This window comes from Georgenia sp. H159 (assembly GCF_035607575.1).
Taxonomy (GTDB): Bacteria; Actinomycetota; Actinomycetes; order Actinomycetales; family Actinomycetaceae; genus Oceanitalea.
In genome coordinates this window covers 20,517-38,508 of sequence record NZ_JAYDZY010000015.1, presented here as the reverse complement: position 1 = coordinate 38,508, position 17,992 = coordinate 20,517, and the positions used below count along the sequence as shown (strand labels likewise).

17 protein-coding genes are annotated in these 17,992 nt (G+C 73.1%); 9 read left to right on the top strand and 8 right to left on the bottom strand.

Annotation, left to right across the window (positions count from 1 at the left end):
• Positions 1–66: 66 nt before the first annotated feature.
• From VR894_RS17140 to VR894_RS17125, 4 genes are read right to left on the bottom strand one after another with little or no spacing between them, the layout of a single operon-like run.
• Positions 67–522, bottom strand: coding sequence for a hypothetical protein (locus VR894_RS17140; RefSeq protein WP_324653502.1), 456 nt, complete (start codon positions 520–522; stop codon positions 67–69).
• A complete protein-coding gene (locus tag VR894_RS17135; protein WP_324653500.1) occupies positions 519–971 on the bottom strand; it encodes a cupredoxin domain-containing protein in 453 nt (150 codons plus the stop codon). The genes VR894_RS17140 and VR894_RS17135 overlap by 4 nt, the downstream gene beginning before the upstream one ends.
• Positions 972–1,008: 37 nt before the next feature.
• Positions 1,009–1,680, bottom strand: coding sequence for a hypothetical protein (locus VR894_RS17130; protein ID WP_324653498.1), 672 nt, complete (start codon positions 1,678–1,680; stop codon positions 1,009–1,011).
• Positions 1,673–2,251: an RNA polymerase sigma factor gene (locus tag VR894_RS17125; RefSeq protein ID WP_324653496.1), complete on the bottom strand. Its 579-nt coding sequence runs from the start codon at positions 2,249–2,251 to the stop codon at positions 1,673–1,675. Before VR894_RS17125 ends, VR894_RS17130 begins: the two co-directional genes overlap by 8 nt.
• 87 nt (positions 2,252–2,338) lie before the next feature.
• Between VR894_RS17125 and VR894_RS17120 the strand changes: the two genes are divergently transcribed.
• The 6 genes from VR894_RS17120 to VR894_RS17095 all read left to right on the top strand — a co-directional run bounded on the left by VR894_RS17120 (position 2,339) and on the right by VR894_RS17095 (position 8,352).
• Positions 2,339–3,274, top strand: coding sequence for a metal ABC transporter solute-binding protein, Zn/Mn family (locus VR894_RS17120; RefSeq protein ID WP_324653494.1), 936 nt, complete (start codon positions 2,339–2,341; stop codon positions 3,272–3,274).
• Positions 3,271–4,014, top strand: a complete 744-nt coding sequence (locus tag VR894_RS17115) for a metal ABC transporter ATP-binding protein (protein WP_324653492.1) — start codon at positions 3,271–3,273, stop codon at positions 4,012–4,014. Before VR894_RS17120 ends, VR894_RS17115 begins: the two co-directional genes overlap by 4 nt.
• Entirely contained in the window at positions 4,007–4,927 is a 921-nt protein-coding gene (locus VR894_RS17110; RefSeq protein ID WP_324653490.1) for a metal ABC transporter permease, read from the top strand. The genes VR894_RS17115 and VR894_RS17110 overlap by 8 nt, the downstream gene beginning before the upstream one ends.
• Complete coding sequence (locus tag VR894_RS17105; protein ID WP_324653488.1) at positions 4,924–5,928, top strand: metal ABC transporter permease; 1,005 nt, start codon at positions 4,924–4,926, stop codon at positions 5,926–5,928. Before VR894_RS17110 ends, VR894_RS17105 begins: the two co-directional genes overlap by 4 nt.
• A 66-nt stretch (positions 5,929–5,994) precedes the next feature.
• Positions 5,995–7,218 carry an MFS transporter gene (locus VR894_RS17100; protein WP_324653486.1) on the top strand — a complete coding sequence of 408 codons (1,224 nt, stop codon included), beginning with the start codon at positions 5,995–5,997 and terminating at the stop codon, positions 7,216–7,218.
• Positions 7,219–7,296: 78 nt separating this feature from the next.
• Positions 7,297–8,352, top strand: a complete 1,056-nt coding sequence (locus VR894_RS17095) for a zinc-dependent alcohol dehydrogenase family protein (protein ID WP_324653484.1) — start codon at positions 7,297–7,299, stop codon at positions 8,350–8,352.
• An 84-nt stretch (positions 8,353–8,436) separates the two neighbouring features.
• Here VR894_RS17095 and VR894_RS17090 read toward each other — a convergent pair whose 3' ends face one another.
• Positions 8,437–9,120: a hypothetical protein gene (locus tag VR894_RS17090; RefSeq protein ID WP_324653483.1), complete on the bottom strand. Its 684-nt coding sequence runs from the start codon at positions 9,118–9,120 to the stop codon at positions 8,437–8,439.
• Positions 9,121–9,212: 92 nt separating this feature from the next.
• Positions 9,213–12,662, bottom strand: a complete 3,450-nt coding sequence (locus VR894_RS17085) for a serine hydrolase (RefSeq protein ID WP_324653482.1) — start codon at positions 12,660–12,662, stop codon at positions 9,213–9,215.
• 159 nt (positions 12,663–12,821) lie between these two features.
• On the opposite strand from VR894_RS17085, the gene cmtR reads away from it, so the two are divergent.
• Together cmtR and VR894_RS17075 are read left to right on the top strand one after the other, a co-directional pair.
• Complete coding sequence (cmtR, locus tag VR894_RS17080) at positions 12,822–13,172, top strand: Cd(II)/Pb(II)-sensing metalloregulatory transcriptional regulator CmtR (protein ID WP_324653480.1); 351 nt, start codon at positions 12,822–12,824, stop codon at positions 13,170–13,172.
• Positions 13,169–13,828, top strand: coding sequence for a cation transporter (locus VR894_RS17075; RefSeq protein ID WP_324653479.1), 660 nt, complete (start codon positions 13,169–13,171; stop codon positions 13,826–13,828). The genes cmtR and VR894_RS17075 overlap by 4 nt, the downstream gene beginning before the upstream one ends.
• A gap of 201 nt (positions 13,829–14,029) precedes the next feature.
• Here VR894_RS17075 and VR894_RS17070 read toward each other — a convergent pair whose 3' ends face one another.
• Positions 14,030–15,769, bottom strand: coding sequence for a pyruvate dehydrogenase (locus tag VR894_RS17070; protein ID WP_324653477.1), 1,740 nt, complete (start codon positions 15,767–15,769; stop codon positions 14,030–14,032).
• Between the two features lie 285 nt (positions 15,770–16,054).
• On the opposite strand from VR894_RS17070, the gene VR894_RS17065 reads away from it, so the two are divergent.
• Entirely contained in the window at positions 16,055–16,540 is a 486-nt protein-coding gene (locus tag VR894_RS17065) for an NUDIX domain-containing protein (RefSeq protein WP_324653475.1), read from the top strand.
• A gap of 215 nt (positions 16,541–16,755) precedes the next feature.
• Here the strand turns inward: VR894_RS17065 and VR894_RS17060 are convergent, their stop codons facing one another.
• Positions 16,756–17,856, bottom strand: coding sequence for a hypothetical protein (locus VR894_RS17060; RefSeq protein WP_324653473.1), 1,101 nt, complete (start codon positions 17,854–17,856; stop codon positions 16,756–16,758).
• Positions 17,857–17,992 lie beyond the last annotated feature (136 nt).

The following is a 17,992-nucleotide window of genomic DNA, read 5'->3' as shown; positions in this document are numbered from 1 at the left end:
AGGCGTGGCTTATATAAGTCAAGACTGAAGTTTGACCGACCGCCGAAGGAGGACGACTCGAGCGCGCTACCTCGGCTCGGACCGCGGCCGCGCGAGCCGTGCACCGACGACCGCCAGGACGACGGCGGCGGCCTCGGCGATCGCGCTGACCGTCTTCTCCGGGTGCCAGGTGGGGTCGTACATCGAGGGGATCGGCCCGATCGCCGGCACCTGGACGTAGGTGTAGAGCAGCACGGGCATCAGCGCGCTCAGGGCCGCGAGACCCGCGAGGGCGTACGCGAGCCGGTGGCCGGTGACGAGGAGGACCAGGGCCGCGACGGTGGCGACGGTCGCCTGCGCGTAGAAGAGCGTGCCACCGCCGACGCCGCCGGGTGCCGCGAGCTGCATCGCGTCGGCGAGCCGGACGTGGACGACGGCGTCGACCGCCAGCGCCGCCACGACGAGCACGCGCACCAGGGGCTCGGCGGCCCGGCGTCCCCGAGCGGCACGGCGGCGGGTGGGCGGGGGAGCGGGGGTGCTCATCCCACGACCAGCGTGTCGGTCATGTTCGGGTGGGGGATGCAGAAGAACCCGTACTCCCCGGGCTCGTCCGGTGCCGTGAACGTCACCGTGGCACCCGGCTCGACGGCGACGTCGAACAGGCCCTCGTCGTCGGAGGTCACCGTGTGCCCGACCGTGTCCTCGTTGGTCACGGTGACCTCGGCACCGGGCGCGACGCTCTCGGGTACCTCGTAGCTGAAGTCGGAGATGACGACGACGACGTCGGTCGCGTCGCCGTCGTCCGTGCCCGCCTCGCTCGGCTCGTCCGCCGGCGTCGCGCTCGCCTGCGGGGGCTCGGTGGCCTGTGCGTCGGCGGGCGCGGTCACCGGGTCGCTCGCGGGCTCCTCGCCGTTCCCGCAGGCCGCCACCAGGGCAAGGGCGCAGAGCAGCGTGAGCGTCGTTCGCCGGACGCGTCTCGTCGTCGGTTCCATGGAAGGTGATACGGACGTGTCTGCCGCAGGGATTGCGTCAGAGGTCCGCGGTGGCCCACACGTCGCCCGACTCACCCACGAGCTCCACGCTCCGCACGCCCGGTGACGGCTCGTCGAGGACCCACGCGACTTCGTCGTAGCCCGACACCGGCCACTCGGCGACGTCCTGCCGGCTGCCGTCGGCGAGCGTCACCCGGCAGGTGTAGACCCCGGCGGGTGCGTCGTCGTGCACGACGACGACGAGCCAGTTGCCGCCGTCGTCGTCGTGCGTCCGGGAGACGGCGCCGACGTCCTCGCCGTCCGTGCCGACGAGTGGCGCCGCGGGCGCGGACACCACGGTGGGTGCGTCCGGTGGCGGGTCGTCCGTCAGGGTCCAGGCGCCGGCGGCCCCGACGCCGACGCCGAGGAGCGTGGCCGCCGCCAGGGGCAGCCACCGGGCCGTGCGGCGGGGTGCGCCGGCTGGGTGCCCGGCCTGTGCCTGTGCGGCCGTCAGCCGATCGAGCGTCCTGATCTCGAAGCCGCTCGGGGGCAGTGCCCGTGGCACGGCCGGGAGCGTGAGGTCGACGGCGTCGACCAGCTCGCCGTGCGTGTGCCGGCACCGCGCGCACCCGGCGAGGTGGTCACGCACCTCCTCCAGGGCGTCCGTGCGCGACGTGCCCAGCGCCGCCTCGAGCAGGGCGTCCTCGTCTGGATGCCATCGTTCAGTCATGGTCCACCTCCGCGAGCTCGCGCAGCCGGCGCAACCCGGTCCTGATCCTCGTCTTCGCCGTGCCGACGGGGACGCCCTCGCGCTCGGCCACCTCCGCGGCCGTGCAGCCGCCGAGGACGGCCAGCACGACGGCGCGGGCCTGCTCCGGTGAGACCCGGCGGAGGCGGGCGATCGCCCGCTCGGTCTCCACGCGGTGGACGGCGGTCTCTGCGAGGTCGGGGGCGGTGGCCAGGGTGTCGCGCAGCAGCTCGTCGAGCACGTCGTCGGTCGTCGGGGTGCTGCGCCGTGCGCGGACCGCGTCGATCGCCGCGTTGCGGGTGATGGTCAGCAGCCAGGTGAGGACGGAGGCCCGGCGGACGTCGTAGGTGTCGGCCGCCCGCCAGGCACGCAGGAAGACCTCCTGGCACACGTCCTCCGCGGCTCTCGGGTCACGGGTGATGCTCAGCGCCAGACCCAGGACGGCCCCCTGGAAGCGGCGGATGAACGCGGCGGAGACGACCGCGTCGCCGAGCCGCAGCCCGGCCAGCAGCGCGGCGTCGTCGGCCCGGTCCGCGCGCGAGAAGCCCGCCATGCCTCAGGGTACGGCCGGGGAGCCCGGAGGGATTGCGACCACGGGACCTTCCCGCGCCCCGGGCGCATGTTCGGCTACCCTTAACAAGTGGCTTCGGCTCTGCGAACACCGGTGGGCGTCATCGTCGGCGCGCTCGTCCTCGCGGGGTGCGCGTCCGGCTCGGCCGGGGTTCCGGACGACGGCCGCGTCCGCGTGACGGTCACGACGACGCACGCCGCCGACCTGCTGCGGACCGTCGGGGGAGAGCACGTCGACGTCACCGCGCTCATGGGCCCCGGGGTGGACCCTCACCTGTACCGGGCCGGCCAGGGGGACGTGCGCGCCCTCGTCGACGCCGACCTCGTCGTCTACCACGGGCTGTTTCTCGAGGGGCGGATGATCGACGTGCTCGAGGGCGGGGGGCTCGAGCGGGTCCACGCCCTCACCGGGATGCTGCCCACCGAGGAGCTGCTCGCGTCCCCCGACTACCCCGACCAGTACGACCCGCACGTGTGGTTCGACCCCGAGCTGTGGGTGCGGGTGGTCGACCCCGTCGTCGCCGAGCTGGTGGAGATCGCGCCCGAGCACCGCGGCGACTTCGTCCGCGGCGCCCGGGAGTACGTCGCGGCCGCCCTCGCCGCCCACGCGGACGCCGCGGACGCGCTCGCGGAGATTCCCCCTCGCCGCCGGCTCCTCGTCACCTCCCACGACGCCTTCGGCTACCTCGGCCGCGCCTACGGGCTCGAGGTCCGCGGGGTGCAGGGGCTGTCCACCGAGGACGAGGCGGGCGTGGCCGACATCCGCGCGCTCGTGGACCTCCTCGTCGAGCGGGAGGTCCCGGCGCTGTTCACCGAGTCCAGCGTCTCGCCGGCGAGCATCGACGCCGTCCGGGAGGCCGCCGCGGACCGCGGCTGGGACGTGCACGTGCCCGAGCAGGGGCTGTACTCCGACGCCCTCGGTGACCCCGGGGGCCCGGCCGGCAGCTACGCGGGCACGCTGCGGGCCAACGCGCGGACCATCGCCGCCGCCCTGGGGGCACCGTGAGCCCGCCGCTCGCCGTCCGCGGCGTGAGCGCCGCCTACCGCGACGAGGCGGTGCTCTGGGACGTCTCCTTCACCATCCCCGAGGGCCGGCTCGTGGGGATCGTCGGACCCAACGGCGCCGGCAAGACGACGATGCTCAAGGTCGCCATGGGGCTGCTGCGCCCCGTCGCCGGGTCGGTGGAGATCTTCGGCCGCCCCATCGACCGGGTGCGCCGGTCGGTGGGCTACGTCCCGCAGCGGGGGAGCGTCGACTGGGACTTCCCGACCGACGCCCGCGACGTCGTCGAGATGGGCACCTACGGCCGGCTCGGCTGGCTCCGGCGCCCCGGCACGGCGGAGCGGCGCACGGCCGAGCGCTGCCTCGAGCGGGTCGACATGCTCGGCCTCGCCGACCGGCAGATCGGCGAGCTGTCCGGCGGGCAGCAGCAGCGGGTCTTCATCGCCCGCGCGCTCGCGCAGGACGCCCGCCTCTACCTGGCGGACGAGCCCTTCGCCGGCGTGGACTACGTCACCGAGCGGCTCGTCGTCGACCTCCTGCGCGAGCTGCGCGACGAGGGCCGCACCGTCGTCGTCGTCCACCACGACCTCGCCTCGGTCGCGGACTACTTCGACACCGTCGTGCTCCTCAACCGCGAGCTCGTCGCCGCCGGCCCGACGGCGGAGGTCTTCACCCGCGAGAACATCGCCCGCACCTACGGCGGTGCGGCACGCCGCGCGGAGGAGATGCGCACCGATGGGTGAGCTGCTGGGGCTGCTCGGCGACTACACGCTGCGCACCGTCGCGCTCGGTGCGGCCGTGCTCGGCCTGCTCGGCGGTGCGCTCGGCAGCTTCGCGGTGCTGCGCCGCCAGAGCCTGCTCAGCGACGCCCTCGCGCACGCCACGCTGCCCGGCGTCGTCATCGGCTTCCTCCTCACCGGCACGACCTCCGGCTCCGGGCTCATGACCGGTGCGGCCGCGACCGCGGCGCTCGCCGCGGGGCTCGTGCTCGCCGTCGTGCAGACCACGCGCATCAAGCAGGACGCGGCGCTGGCCCTCGTGCTCTCGGTGTTCTTCGGTGCCGGCACCGTGCTGCTCACCTACGTGGCGGGGACGGGCGCAGCGGGACAGTCCGGGCTCGACCGCTTCGTGCTCGGCCAGGCGGCCAGCCTCGTCGCGGCCGACGTCCGGCTGATGGCCACGCTCACGGCCGTGGCGCTCGTCGTCCTCGCCCTGCTGTTCAAGGAGCTCAAGCTGGTGGCCTTCGACCCGGCGTACGCGCGGTCGGTCGGGTACCCGGTGCGGCGGCTGGAGGCGCTGCTCACGGTGCTGCTCGTCGTCGCGATCGTCGTCGGAATCCAGACGGTGGGCGTCGTGCTCGTCGCCGCACTGCTGATCACACCGGCGGCTGCCGCGCGCCAGTGGACCGACCGCCTCGCCGTCATGGTCGTGCTCGCGGCCACGCTCGGGGCGGTGAGCGGGGGGCTGGGCGCCGTGCTGAGCGCCACGACGACGGACCTGCCCACCGGCCCGCTCGTCGTGCTCGTCGCGACGGCGATCTTCCTGCTGTCCCTGCCGGCGCGACGGCTGCGCACCGCCGTGCGGGAGCGGCTGGGGCCCCGCTCCCGGCGGGGAGGCGCGGGCGGGGGAGCGCCGGTCGAGGGGCGGCTGACGTGAACGTCGACCTCGTCATCATCGTCACGGCGCTGCTCGTCGTGGTGCCGTGCGCGCTGCTCGGCTCGATCCTCGTGCTGCGCCAGACCGTCATGGTCGGTGACGCGATCTCGCACGCGGCACTGCCGGGGATCGTGCTCGCCTTCTTCCTCACCGGCTCACTCGGCCCGCTCGCGGCGGTCGCGGGCGCTGCCGTGTTCGGGCTGCTCACCGTCGTCCTCGTCGACGCCCTGCAGCGCGGTGGCCGGGTCCGCGGTGACGCCGCCACCGGCATCGTCTTCACCGGGCTGTTCGCCCTCGGTGTGCTGCTCATCGCCCGCTACGGCGGCAACGTCCACCTCGACCTCGAGCACGTCCTGTTCGGCGAGATCGCCTTCTCGCCGCTGACCGTGCTCACCGTGGGCGGCGTCGACCTCGGGCCGCGCTCCTGGTGGACGACGGGGGTGGTCGCCGTCGTCGTCGTGGCCGCCGTCGTGCTGCTGTACAAGGAGCTCAAGCTCACGACCTTCGACCCGGCGCTCGCCGCCGTCGTCGGCCTGTCGCCGGTGGTCGTCCACCAGGTCCTCATGGCGCTGGTCTCGGTGACCGTCGTCGGGGCCTTCGACTCGGTGGGTGCCATCCTCGTCGTCGCGTTCCTCGCCGGTCCCGCCGCGACCGCCTACCTGCTCACCGAGCGGCTCACGGCGATGCTGACCGCCGCGCTCGCCGTCGGTGCGCTCGCCGCGGCCGGCGGGTACGGCCTCGCCGTCGTGTGGGACGTGTCGATCGCCGGGATGATGGCGAGCGCCGTCGGTGTGCTCTTCGTCATCGCGCTGCTCCTCGCCCCTCGCCACGGGCTCGTGGCGGCGGCGGTCGCCCGGGAGCGCCGCAGCCGGCAACTTCGCCGGGAGCTCGTGGCCCACGCGCGCCGGTCGCTGGGCGGGCAGCCGACGACGGCGGAGCTCGCCGCCCGGCTCCACTGGCCTCCCGCCGAGGTCGAGCGGGTGACCGCTCGGCTAGACTGAAGGCCTCAGGGTTCGCAGCGCTTCCGGGGTGGGAGGAGCGCAACCCTGTCACCCCGTGGAGATGTGTTGTCCGTCCTGTCCTCCTACCGGCGGCTGTTCGCGCTGACCGGTCGCCTGTACGTCGCCGTCGCGTTCATCGCCCGGCTTCCCCTCGCCATGGCCCAGATGGGCGTGCTGCTGCTCGTCGCGGAGGTCAGCGGCAGCTACGGCGGCGGCGGTGCCGCCGCCGGGGCATTCGCGGTCGTCAACGCCGTCGCCTCACCGGTCGCCGGCGTGCTCACCGACCGGATCGGGCAGCGGCCCGTCCTGCTCGTCCAGTCCGTCGGCGGGGCCGCGACGCTGCTCACGATCGTCGTGCTGTCCTGGCAGCAGGTGCCCTGGCAGGTGCTGGCCGTGATCAGCGGGGTCGCCGGGGTCTTCGTCCCACAGATCGGCACCCTCGCCCGGGTGCGCTGGCGGGAGCTCGTCCGCTCCCGCGGCACCGAGCGCTTCAAGCTGCTGTCGACGGCCTTCTCCTACGAGGGCGCCGCCGACGAGGCCTCCTTCGTCCTCGGCCCCGCCCTCGTCGGCACCATCGCCGCCCTCGTCTCCCCGGCCGGGGCGCTGCTGCTCGCCTCCGCCGGCCTCGCCGTGTTCGCGACCTGGTTCGCGCTGCACCCCACCGTGGCGCTCGTGCCCGGGCACCGTGGGGAGAGCGGGGTCGCCGCCCCGCGGCTCGGTGCCCTGCTCCTGGGCCTCGGCCTCGGGCAGCTCATCGTCGGCACCATCTTCGGCTCGGTCCAGGCCGGCACGACGGCGCTGGCCACCGAGGCGGGGGAGCCCGGTCTGGCCGGGCTGCTCCACGCCGTCCTGGGCGTCGGCAGCGTGATCGCCGGCCTGTCGATCGTCGTCCTCCCGGAGCGTTTCCGGCTCGCGGACCGGCTGCCGGTGTTCGCCGCGGGACTGGCCGTGCTCACGGTGCCGCTGCTGGCCGTCGACTCCCTGCTGAGCCTGGCCGGCGTCCTCATCGTCCTCGGACTGGCCGTGGCGCCGTACATGATCACTCTTTTCTCGGCGTGTGAACGGGTGGTCGACCCCAGCCGGCTGGGTGCCGCGATGATGGTGCTCGCCGCGGCGACGTCCCTCGGGTACGCGCTCGGCTCGAGCACCGCCGGGCGTCTGGCGGACGTCGGCGGCTACTCCGCCGCCTACGGCGTGACCGTCGCCGCCGGCACGGCCGCCCTGCTCCTGTCCCTCGTCCTGCGCGTGGCGCTGCACCGCAAGCGGCGGAGCATGGGTAGGACGTCCTAGTCGCGGCGACGATGACGTGACTACCGTCACAGTGTGGGCCGCGGAGCGCGACCCCCGCTCGACGAGGAGGTCTGCATCATGAAGGCACTGGTCTACCACGGTCCTGGGAACAAGGCGTGGGAGGAGGTGCCGGACCCGACGATCGTCGACGCCACCGACGTCGTCGTCCAGGTCGATACGACGACCATCTGCGGCACCGACCTGCACATCCTCAAGGGTGACGTCCCCGCGGTCACCGAGGGCCGGATCCTCGGCCACGAGGGCGTCGGGACGATCGTCGAGGTCGGCTCGGCGGTCAACCGTCTCGCGGTCGGCGACCGCGTCATCATCTCGTGCATCTCCAGCTGCGGCTCCTGCTCGTACTGTCAGCAGCGGCTGCCCTCCCACTGCCTCCACGACGAGGGGGCCTCGGGGGTGGGGTGGATCTTCGGCCACCTCATCAACGGCACCCAGGCGGAGTACGTGCGGGTGCCCTTCGCCGAGAACTCGCTGCACAAGCTGCCCGAGGGCGTGAGCGACGAGGCCGGGATCATGCTCTCGGACATCATGCCGACGGGCTTCGAGATCGGGGTGCGCAACGGGCGGGTCAAGCCGGGTGACGTCGTCGCCGTCATCGGAGCCGGCCCGGTGGGGCTGTCGGCGATGATGACCGCGGGGCTCTACGGCGCCTCCCGCGTCATCGCCATCGACCTCGACGACAACCGCCTGGAGCTGGCGAGGCGCTTCGGTGCCACCGACGCCGTCAACAACGGCACGGAGGGCTGGCGGGACACGGTCATGGCGATGACCGACGGCCTGGGCGTGGACACCGCGATGGAGGCGGTCGGCGTCCCGGCGACCTTCGCCGCAGCGGTCGACATCATCCGTCCCGGCGGGACCGTCGCCAACCTCGGTGTCCACGGCACCGCCGTGGAGCTGCCGATCCAGGACCTGTGGATCAAGGACATCGCGATCACCACCGGTCTGGTCTCCGCGACGACGACGCCGATGCTGCTCAAGCTCGTGGCCCAGGGCAAGCTCACCCCGGAGCAGTTCGTCACCCACCGGTTCACGCTCGACCAGTTCATGGAGGCCTACGACACCTTCGGCCGGGCCGCCGAGACGAAGGCGATGAAGATGGCGATCTCCCGCTGACCGTCACCGCGCCGCGACGACGTGAAGGGTTCGTCCTCCTCGGAGGACGAACCCTTCACGCTGTGACCGGCGCAGGTCGGTGGGTCAGTGGACCGGGGCGGGAGCGACGACCTCGCGCCACTGCTCGGGGGCGAGCTGCTCGCGTCGGGCCTGCTCGCGGCCGGCGAGGTGCTCGCACAGCATGATGGCGTCGCTGAGCAGCGTCCGGAGCATGCCCGAGGGGTCCGGGACACAGGCCGTGGCCAGGCCGACGGTGGCGATCTCGACGACGGCGGCGCCGGGGTGGTGCGCGCCCACCATCCCGACCTGCTCGACGAAGGCCTTGGCCCAGCGCTCGGCCAGGGGCACCTCGTCCAGCGCCCGCCGGCTCGCCGGGTGGAACCGCAGCTCCTCCCAGCCGTTGCGCTCGGCGCGGCGCCGCTCGCAGCTGAGGATGCCCACCGCCAGTGACCGCTGGTGGTGCTCGCTCACCACGGGCAGGGCGCGGGAGGCGGCGAGCAGGGTGAGCTCGTCGTCCCACAGCGGGTCCTCGCTGCGCAGCCCGATGACCGCGGGGATGAGCACCGCCAGCCGCGGACGCTCGGCGTCCTCGGTGAGGTCGTTGACCAGCCGGGCCAGGTGCGCGAGCAGCGGGTGCGTGCACGCCGGCTTGTCGCTCCACCGTTCGCCGGCGAGGTAGGAGGCCAGCTCCATGAAGCACGCCCCGCGTCTGGGGCTGCGGTGCTTGCCGCGGGACAGCAGGGGCAGGATCGCGATGTCGGCGTCCACGTCGTCACCTCACACACTAGGCACTGGTCAAGTGTGGCCCCAGTCACACGAGGGGCGCAATCGGTAAACCGCCCGCGGCCGCCGCGCGGCGGTCAGGCCCCCGCGCGGTCACCGCTGCCGATGAGGTCGCGCACCACCTCGGCCCGCTCGCGGAGGTCGTCCCGTGCGGTCTCGCTCAGCGTGTCCGGTCGCCTCGAGTGGTCCAGGTGCCGGATGAAGCGGTCCATCGCCCGGACGGCCGGGACGTCCCGGCCGCCGTCGAGGTGCCACCGTGCCTGCTCCACCGCGTTGGTCAGCTGGCTCGCGATCGGTCCGGCGACGTCACCGGAGGCCACGTAGCCCGCGAGCGACTCCGCGAGCTCCTCGACCGCGGCCACCGGGTCGGTCGGTGCCTGCTCGAGCACGACGTCGGTGACCTGCCCGGCGGTCACGGTGGCACGTGCCGACCGTGCGCCGTCGGCCGCGAGGACGTAGCTGCCCGGGGCGAGGTCGACGGCGGCGAACCATCCGCTGCCGTCGGTCCGCACCGTCGTCACCCCGTCGGGGCCGGTGAGGGTGACCTCCACGCCGTCGGTACGAACGCCGTCGGGCAGGTCGAGCGTCCCCGCGAGCAGTCCGGTGGTCGGCTGCGTCTTCCACGTCATCTCCGGGACCGCCGCCTCCTCGGTGAACACCTCCGCGCGGAGCACGGCCGCCAGCTCGGCGCGCTCGGCGTCCTTGACCGCGCGGTCGCTCGTGCCGTTCGCGGTGAGGGAGGCGTTGGCGTAGGAGTAGCCGGACCACCCGTCGAAGCCGGCGTCGCGGGTCTCCCGCGCCTGCGCCACCGAGTCCGCGATCTCGTTGAGGTACAGGGCGGGTCCGTTGACGACGTGCCGGTCGGCGCGGTAGTCGATGAGGGCGTCGTTCCACTCGGAGAACATCCGCGCCTGGTCGGGGTTCCAGTTCCGCTTGTAGTTCATCGCGGTGACGGTGTCGACGATGCCCTCGTCGAGCCAGGACCTCCAGTCCTGCGCGACGTTGGCGTAGGTCCGGGTGCCCTCGAAGCCCTCCTCGTGGCTCGCCGGACCGAAGCCGTAGGTGATGCCGTCGATGCTCAGCCGGGCCTGCGGGTCGATCTCGTACATGCGCACGTACACCTTGCGCACGAGCGCCGAGACCTGGTCGCGGCGCCAGTCGGAGAACTGCTCGTCGTCCGGCTCCGGCACGTCGGTGCGTCCGGTCTGCGCGGCGAAGCGTGCCAGCGAGACCTCGGAGTAGCCCCAGTCGTTCTGCGTCTCGACCGAGCTATGGTCGGGGTAGCGGATGTAGTCCAGGTTCACGCCGTCGACGTCGTAGTTCTCCACGATCGAGGCGACGGCGTCGGTGAAGTAGTCCACGGCGTCGGGGTGCGCGGGGTCGATCCACACGTTGGCGCCGATCTGCTCGACGCCGTCGACGCGCTTGTTCAGCCAGCGGTCCCGTCCCTCGGCGCCCGGCCCGTGCTGGTTGTAGGCGTGGTCCGGCGAGCGCGGCGGGGTGGCCGAGTTCCACAGCGTCGTCGCGTTCACCCAGGCGTGCACCTCGATCCCGACGGCGTGCGCCTGGGCGATGACCTCGGCGAGCGGGTCGTAGGGCGCGGGGGCGATCGACGCGTCGGTGCGGGGGAGCAGGGCGTCGTTGCAGAAGCAGTCGTAGCGGCGTCCGACCTGGACGATGAGCGCGTTCGCGCCCACCTCCTGCGCGTCGGCGACGAGCGCGCTGACCTGCGCGGGGTCGTAGATGCCCGGGTTGAAGGCGTCCACCCAGTAGCCCCGCCACTCCTCGACGGGCTCCGGCGCGTCCGCCCCGTCGGCGGTCACCCGAGTCCAGCCCTCGGTGCCGATGAGGTCACGGTCCGCGAGGTCCCAGTCGTCGAACGCCACGGCGCCACCGTCGGTCACCTGGATGCGGTCGAGGTACACGCCGCGTCCGGAGTAGTAGGTGTCGGTGGCGTACCGCAGCCGCAGCTCGACGTCGCCGGTGCGCTCGCCGAGGTCGAAGCGGCCCTCCCACCAGCGGCCGAGCCCGTCACCGGACACCGTCCCCGGCGACTGGCGGACGTCGTCGCCGGCGGTGAGGGTGCCCTCCAGGGGCTCCCACGTCGCGCCGTCGTCGGTCGAGGCCTCGACGTGGAGCAGGTCGGTCGGCTCGGTGTGGAACCACAGGTCCACCGCGAGCTCGCCGTCCCCGGTGAGGGACACCGGGACGGTGAGCGTGTGCTCCAGGAGGTCGCCGATCCCGGAGTACCAGGCGGCGCCCCGGGTGAAGCCGGTCATCGGGTGGGCCAGGCCGGCGGCGCGGGCGACGGCCCGGCGGACCGGGTTGATGTTGCCCCACTCGCGGCTCGGGTGGACGCGGTTCGTGAGCAGGACGGCGATCGTCTCGGTGTGCGGGTCGATGACGAGCGACGTGCCGGTGAAGCCGGTGTGCCCCGCGGACTCCGCGCTGGTGAGGACGTCGTGGTAGTACCAGGCCTCGAGCTCGGGCCCGAGGCCGCGGTGCGAGCCGGAGACGTGGCCGGTGTAGTCCTGCATCATCTCCTCGACGGTGGCCGGCTCGAGCACCTGCGCGCCGGCGTAGCTGCCGCCGTTGAGGAGCATCTGGGCGAAGGTCGCGACGTCGTCGGCGGTGGAGAAGACACCCGCGTGCCCGGCGACCCCGCCGAGGGACCAGGCGTTCTCGTCGTGGACCTCGCCGTGGACGAGGCCACGGCCGGCCAGCGGCTGGTACTCGGTGGCCGCGATGCGCCCGAGGAGCTCGGCCGGCGGGTTGTACATCGTGTCCGCCATCCCGAGCGGGCCGGTGATGTTCGCGGCGACGTACTCGTCGAGCGGCAGGCCGGAGACCTTCTCGACGATCTTGCCCAGGACGATGAGCCCGAGGTCGCTGTAGACGTACCCGGTGCCGGGCTCCGCCGTCGGCGCGACCGAGTAGACCGCGGCCAGTCGGGACTCGACGTCGTCGTAGGCGCTGTAGAGGTTGATCCACGCCGGCAGGCCACCGGTGTGGGTGAGCAGGTGCTCGACAGTGACGTCGTCCTTGCCCTCGGCCGCGAAGGCGGGGATGTGGGCCGCCGCCGGGTCCGCCAGCGTCAGCGCGCCGTCCTCGACCAGCTGCATGACGGCGACGGCGGTGAAGAGCTTGGAGATGGACGCGAGGTCGACGATCGTGTCGGTCTGCATGGCCACCTGCTCGGCGGCGGGCAGCTCGGTGTCCGGGTCCGCCCAGCGCACCGCGTGACCGACGGCCGTGCGCTCGGCGACGACGCCCCGGGAGGCGACGAGCGCGACGGCGCCCGGGTAGAACGGGGTCGGCTCCGTGGTCAGGCCCGCGGTCAGCGCGGGCTCGATGGTGGCGAGCTCGTGGGCCAGCAGCCCGGCCTCCTCGGGAGTGCCGTCCTCCAGCACCCGTTGCGGGGCCGCCGACCGGTCCCAGCCGACGCGGTCGTCCGCGCCGGCCGCGGGCACCGCCGCCCCGAGAACCGCAACGCTGAGCGCTGCCCCCACCGCAAGAATCCTCCGCATGACCTACCCCTCCCGTGGTCCCCGGCGTCCTCGCCGATACGGGCCACTGTGGCGAACACGGAGCGGTCAGTCAAGGGTTGACGTGCGAGCGACTCGCGAGGAAAGGACTTACCCAGCGCGGATCATGAGTCAGTTCAGTGAGGGATGTATGGTCAGCGTGTGCTGACCATTGACCGTCTCGACGTGATGAACCGGCTCGGCCGCGCGATGGCCGACCCGACCCGTTCGCGCATCCTCATGACCCTGCTCGACGCGCCCAGCTACCCGGCCGTCCTGGCCCGCGACCTGGGCCTGAGCCGGTCCAACGTGTCCAACCACCTCACCTGCCTGCGGGACTGCGGCATCGTCGTCGCCGAGCCCGAGGGCCGCCAGACACGGTACGAGATCGCCGACCCGCACCTGGCGCGTGCGCTGACGGCTCTCGTGGACGTCACGCTCGCCGTCGACGAGGACGCACCCTGCCTCGACGCCGCGTGCCCGGTGCCCGGCTGCTGCGAGAGCGCGTCGTGACCGCCGCGCTCAGCGCCGAGCGGCGCGCGGTGCTCCACCGCCGGGTGCGCCTCATCGTCGGCCTCACGATCACCTACAACGTGGTCGAGGCCGTGGTCGCCATCTGGGCGGGAGCACTGGCCTCGTCGGCCGCGCTCATCGGCTTCGGCCTCGACTCGGTCATCGAGGTGCTCTCCGCCCTCGCCGTGGCCTGGCAGTTCACCCGCGCGGACCCCGAGCGCTGGGAGAGGATCACGGTGCGGGCGATCGGGATCGCGTTCTTCGCCCTCGCCGCGTACGTCGTCACCGACTCCGTCCTGTCGCTCGCCGGTGCGCAGGACGTGGGGTCCAGCCCGGTGGGCATCGGCATCGCCACGCTCAGCGTGCTCGTCATGCCGGCACTCGCCTGGGTCGAGATCCGCACCGGACGTGAGCTGGGCTCGCGCAGCGTGCTGGCCGACGCCCGGCAGCTCCTGCTGTGCGTCTACCTCTCGGGAACCGTGCTCATCGGGCTGCTGCTCAACACGCTGCTCGGCTGGGACTGGGCGGACTCGGTGGCCGCGCTCGTCGTCGCGGCCCTCGCCGTCCGGGAGGGGATCGAGGCGTGGGGCGGGGAGGTCGAGTCGCCGTTCGAGGTCCTCGAGGAGCTGGGCGAGGACAGCGAGCAGGCGGTGTGAGGGCTCCGGCGACGACGGTCGCGTGCTGGCTGGGGTGCCCGCGCGGGCGACCCTCACCACCGAGCCCCACGGGCGCCTCCCCGGCGGCCGGGCTGCGCGTCCCGAGACGTCACTCTGACTCACCTGCTGGATCAGTCTGACGTCCGCGCGCGACGTCGCCTCGTCCCCGCCCCGCCCACGGCCGGAGCGCCGTCGTCGTCCTCAGGGACGGGGGATGTTGCGGAGGTTGGACCGGGCCATCGCCATGACCTCACCGGAGCCACCGCCGAAGATCTGCTTGGTCATCGACGTCGCGAAGCCGCGGACCTGCCCTGCGGAGATGGTGGGCGGGATGGACAGCGCGTTCGGGTCGGTGACGACGTCGACGAGCACCGGACCCCGGCGGCCGAGGGCGTCGGCGAAGGCGCCGCGGAGCTCGCGCGGGTCCTCGACGCGGATCGCGGGGATGTCGAGGGACTCGGCGAGACGCCGGTAGTCGACGGCGGGGCTGTCGGTCGCGTGGGCGGGCATCCCCTCGACGAGCATCTCGAGCTTGACCATGCCGAGCGAGGCGTTGTTGAACACGACGACGGTGACCGGGAGGTCGTAGGTGCGCAGCGTGATGAGCTCGCCGAGCAGCATCGACAGGCCGCCGTCACCGGCCAGGGCGACCACCTGGCGGCCGGGGTCGGCGAACGCGGCTCCGATCGCGTGCGGCAGCGCGTTGGCCATCGAGCCGTGCAGGAAGGACCCGATGACCCGCCGTCGGCCGTTCGGGGTGAGGTAGCGGGCGGCCCACACGTTGTTCATGCCGGTGTCGACGGTGAAGACGGCGTCCGGGCCGGCCGTCTCGTCGAGCTGGACGGCGGCGTACTCGGGGTGGATCGGCCGGTGCTTCTCGACCTTGCGCGTGTAGGCACCCACGACCTTGCTCATCGTCTTGTCGTGCTTCTTGAGCATGGCCTTGAGGAAGGTGCGCGACCGCTTGCGCTTGACGAGTGGGAGCAGCATCCGGATGGTGGCGCCGACGTCGCCGTGGACGGGCACGTCGAGACGGGTGCGACGGCCCAGGTGCCGGGCGTCGATGTCGATCTGGGCGGTGCGGACGTCGTCGGGAAGGAAGTCGGGGTAGGGGAAGTCGGTGCCGACGAGGACCAGGAGGTCCGCCTCCTCCATCGCCTCCTGACAGGCGCCGTAGCCGAGCAGGCCGGACATCCCGACGTCGAAGGGGTTGTCGTACTGGATGACCTCCTTGCCGCGCAGCGAGTGCCCCACCGGCGCACCGAGCTCCTCGGCGAGCGCGAGGACCTCGGAGTGCGCGCCGCGGGCGCCGGCACCGACGAAGAGGGTGACCTTCTTCGCGTCGTTGACGGCGGCGGCGAGGGCGGCGACGTCCTGCTCGTCGGGGACGAGGGTGGCGGGCCGGGTGGCGGGGTTGAGCGCCTGCCCCTCGTCGTCGAGCTCGAGGTCGGCGACGTCGCCGGGCAGGGTGAGGACGGCGACACCCGGCGTGCCGAGGGCGTGCTGGATCGCGCTGCGGGTGACCCGGGGGAGCTGGGCCGGGGTGGAGATCATCTCGGAGAAGACCGAGGCCTCGGTGAAGAGGCGGTCGGGGTGGGTCTCCTGGAAGAACTGCGTGCCGATCTGGTTGCTCGGGATGTGCGAGGCGATCGCGAGCACCGGCAGGCGGGACCGGTTGGCGTCGTAGAGACCGTTGATGAGGTGGAGGTTGCCCGGCCCGCACGAGCCCGCGCACACGGCGAGCCTGCCGGTGAGCTCGGCCTCGCCGGCGGCGGCGAAGGCGGCGGCCTCCTCGTGGCGGACGTGCACCCAGTCGATGCCGTCGGTTCGGCGGACCGCGTCGACCACCGGGTTCAGGGAGTCGCCGACGATGCCGTAGATGCGGCTGACGCCGGCTGCCACGAGCTGGTTGACGAGGTGCTCGGCGACGCTGATGGCCATGGGGTGCTCCTTCGCGGTGACGGACGGGCCAGTCGATCGTCGCGCGGGAGCGCCCACGGCGCAGGTCGAGGGCGCGGCGGCCGGCGCGCCGGCGGGGCCCGGGGTCCCCTGACCGCATGCCGAGGCACGCCGGCGGGGCCCGTGACCGCGTGCCGAGGCACCGGCTGGTGAGATCGCAGTCGAGGTGCCACATCGCAGTGGGCCACTGCGATCTGGGAACCGAACTGCGATCTCGGTGCGGGCGGAGGGCTGGAGAGACGACCGGCTGAGACTAGGGTCGACGGCGTGCCTGTTCCGCCGTTCATCACCGAGCTCCGCTCACACGTGGGTCACCACCTGCTCTGGCTGCCGGGCGTCACCGGCGCCGTCTTCGACGACGAGGACCGCCTGCTCCTGGCCCGCCGCGCCGACAACGGACGGTGGGCGATGGTGTCGGGGATCCTCGAGCCCGGTGAGCAGCCCGCGGTCGGTATCGCCCGGGAGATCACCGAGGAGACGGGCGTGCACGCCGAGGTGCTGGCCCTCACCAGCGTCCGGGCGGGTCAGCCCATCTCCTACCCGAACGGCGACGTCGCGCAGTACCTCGACCTCACCTTCTGGTGCCGCCACGTCGACGGCGAGGCGCGGGTAACCGACGACGAGTCCACCGACGTCGGCTGGTTCTCCCCGGACGCGCTGCCCGACGACGTCACGCCGAGCACCCGGCAGCGGCTGCGGGACACGCTCGCCTTCAGGCGCGACCCCGGGGCCGGCCCGGCGTTCGCCCGCTGAGGGACCCGGCGCCCTCTGCCGGCGCCCGACCGCCGCTTCCCGCCCTGGCGCCGAGATCGCAGTCGGCGTCCGAGGTCGCAGTGCGCCACTGCGATCTCGGCCCTGGACTGCGATCTGGGCAGTGACCGGCGGTGAGCGGCGGCGACCGGCGGTGAGCGGCGGTGAGCGGCGGCGACCGACGGTGAGCGGCGGCGACCGACGGTGAGCCTGATGGGCTACCGCTGGTAGGACGGCGGCAGGTACAGCCCGGGGACCGGCCGTGCTTGCTCGACGAGTGCCGCGGGCAGCCGGGCGCACATTCGTGCAAAGGTCTCGCGGACCCGCACGAGGTCCTTCGCCACGGTCCGCATGATGGGGTACCCCTCCTCCCGGATGGCGTCCTCGCGCTCCTTCTCCTGCTCGACGACGACGGCCGCATCGGCTCCGTCGCCGCCGTACTTCACGGCTCCGTCATGCTCCAGGCCGAGCTTCCAGCCGTCTCCGTGCCACGCGCCGTCGAGGTAGAACAGCCCGAGACGGGTGCGGACGGGCACCTGCAGGTCCGGCTCGGGGAGCCCGTGACTGACCGCGATCCACCGCTGGACCGTCTCTCCCGGTGACTCCGCAAGCCCGTTCGCCGCCGCGACGACGGCGCGCGCCTGCACCACTCCTCGCGCCGGCCCGAGCGCCTCCAGCCGCTCGAGGAGCAGCGCCCGCACATCGGCCATGCGGTCCAGTGAGCCGTCGCGGTCATTGCGCTTGACCTGAGCGAGCCGTCGCAGTGCGGCGTCGGTGACGACGAGGGCGTCACGCGGGTGGAGTACGCGGGCACAGTCCGTGACGGTCCGCTCGAGCGACGTGACGGGGAGGCCCTGCACAGTCTCGCGGTCCGTGTCGGCCAAGTGTCCCGAGCGGCGCACGAGGTCGGGATCACCCTCACCACTCCAGCCGTAGGGCTGGTGGACGAAGGTCTTGTTCCCGTAGGACCACAGCGGCAGGCCGTGCAGCAGTGCGGCGGACTCGTGGCTGAACGTGAGGTCGGCGCGTAGCTGCGCGCCGTACGCGACGCAGCGCGCGAACGCGAGGAAGCGCTCCTCCTGCCACCCGGTCAGGTCGGCGGGCACCCACACGTACGCGCCGGGCCGAACGCGCCTCAGGTGGTCTCGCTCCGCCCGACGTCCTGCGTCCTTGCCGATGTGCTTCGCCAGGTGGACGGTCGGCAGGACGACCTCATCCGTCTGCATACCCCCGAGCATCCGCCGAGCCGCCACGTTCTCGTTGCAGCTCGGCAGCCGTCGGGGGTGCCACCCGCGCCGCCCGGCGGTGTGGAGCACCATGCGCGGGTCCTCGCTCCCACCGCTCCTCCGCACTCGCCGAGCGCCGAGATCGCAGTCGACGGCCGAAATCGCAGTGCGTCACTGCGATCTCGGCCCCGGACTGCGATCTGGGGCGCTTGGGTGGGGCGCTCGAGTT

Coding starts and splice junctions, on each gene's coding strand:
- VR894_RS17140 (WP_324653502.1), bottom strand. CDS start 522: ATGAGCACCCCCGCTCCCCCGCCCACCCGCCGCCGTGCCGCTCGGGGA.
- VR894_RS17135 (WP_324653500.1), bottom strand. CDS start 971: ATGGAACCGACGACGAGACGCGTCCGGCGAACGACGCTCACGCTGCTC.
- VR894_RS17130 (WP_324653498.1), bottom strand. CDS start 1,680: ATGACTGAACGATGGCATCCAGACGAGGACGCCCTGCTCGAGGCGGCG.
- VR894_RS17125 (WP_324653496.1), bottom strand. CDS start 2,251: ATGGCGGGCTTCTCGCGCGCGGACCGGGCCGACGACGCCGCGCTGCTG.
- VR894_RS17110 (WP_324653490.1), top strand. CDS start 4,007: ATGGGTGAGCTGCTGGGGCTGCTCGGCGACTACACGCTGCGCACCGTC.
- VR894_RS17095 (WP_324653484.1), top strand. CDS start 7,297: ATGAAGGCACTGGTCTACCACGGTCCTGGGAACAAGGCGTGGGAGGAG.
- VR894_RS17085 (WP_324653482.1), bottom strand. CDS start 12,662: ATGCGGAGGATTCTTGCGGTGGGGGCAGCGCTCAGCGTTGCGGTTCTC.
- VR894_RS17070 (WP_324653477.1), bottom strand. CDS start 15,769: ATGGCCATCAGCGTCGCCGAGCACCTCGTCAACCAGCTCGTGGCAGCC.
- VR894_RS17060 (WP_324653473.1), bottom strand. CDS start 17,856: ATGGTGCTCCACACCGCCGGGCGGCGCGGGTGGCACCCCCGACGGCTG.